The organism is Microbispora sp. GKU 823 (assembly GCF_002027145.1).
Taxonomy (GTDB): domain Bacteria; phylum Actinomycetota; class Actinomycetes; order Streptosporangiales; family Streptosporangiaceae; genus Microbispora; species Microbispora siamensis.
Genome location: NZ_MWJN01000249.1, coordinates 1 through 1,298 on the forward strand (window position 1 = coordinate 1; position 1,298 = coordinate 1,298).

Genomic DNA, 1,298 nt, shown 5'->3' on the forward strand with positions numbered 1-1,298 from the left:
CGTTGCCGGTGAACTGCCACCAGTTCATGTTGAACAGGTAGCCGCTGCCGCCGGTGAATCTGAGGTACAGGTCGTGGGTGCCGGTCGCGCCGGTGACGGGGCAGGAGACGGTGGTCCAGGTCTGCCAGCCGCCGGTGCCGGGGACGTCGCAGGTGCCCATGAGGGTGCCGGTGACGCCGTCGCGGCGGACTTCGATCTTTCCGCCGGCGGCGCCGGAGGCGACCCGGGCGGTGAAGGTGGTCGCTCCGGTGCCGAAGGCGACGCCCTTGACCTTGATGTAGTCGCCGTTGTCGATGAAGCCGACGTTCATCCCGCCTCCGCCGTCGCTGGAGGGTTCGGTTTCGACGCCGGATTCCCAGGCGATGGTCTCGGCCTCCTGGCGGGTGTAGGGGTTCAGGGTGCCGATCTGGGGTGCGCCGGTGGAGGTCATGGTGATGGTCGGGATGGTGCCGTCGGCGTTGTAGCTGAACTTCTCCACCGCGACCGAGCGGGTGTAGCCGCCGCCGCCCGGCAGGGCGCCGTTGTGGTAGAAGAAGTACGATCCGCCCTGGTAGTCGATGACGCCGGGGTGGTTGGTGAAGCTGCCGCCCTGGGTGGGCATGATCGTTCCGCGGTAGGTCCACGGTCCGGTGGGGCTGGGGGCGGTGGAGTAGGCGATGAACTCCGAGCAGCATTTGGCCGCGAAGACGATGTAGTACAGGCCGCCTCGTTTGTAGACCCAGGGGCCTTCTTCGAACAGGGTGGGCCGGTTGGCGTCGCCGGTGCGGGTGCCGAACCCGGCGGTGGTGAGGGCGATCTTGGTGGGGCTGCCGGAGTAGGAGATCATGTCGGCGTTGAGCTTGACGTACCACAGGTTGGGGTTGCCCCAGTAGAGGTAGGCCTGGCCGTTGTCGTCGATGAACACGGTGGGGTCGATCTCGCCGTTTTCGACCAGCGGGTGTCCGAGGGCGTCTTTGAAGGGGCCGGTGGGGCTGTCGGAGACGGCCACGCCGATGGCCATCCTGCCGGTCGCCCGGTTGGTGGTGGGGACGTACCAGTAGAACTTGCCGTTGCGGTAGACGGCCTGCCCCGCCCACGCATCGGATTTGGCCCAGCTGAAGGTGGCGACGCTGAGCGGTGAGCCGTGGTCGGTCCAGTTGACCATGTCCGCCGACGACCAGACCCGCCAGTCCTTCATGGTGAAGTACGTCGATCCGTCTTCGTCGTGCCCGGTGTAGAGGTAGACCCGGCCGTTGTAGACCAGCGGCGCCGGGTCGGCGGTGTAGATGGTCTGGATGATCGGGTTGTCCGCCCTGGCC

Annotated in this window: 1 protein-coding gene; it reads right to left on the reverse strand. The window is 67.0% G+C overall.

The features are described 5' to 3' along the window. Positions 1 to 1,298: glycoside hydrolase family 43 protein (locus B1L11_RS44540; RefSeq protein WP_143738015.1), on the reverse strand; the 1,298-nt coding region annotated here is incomplete at both ends.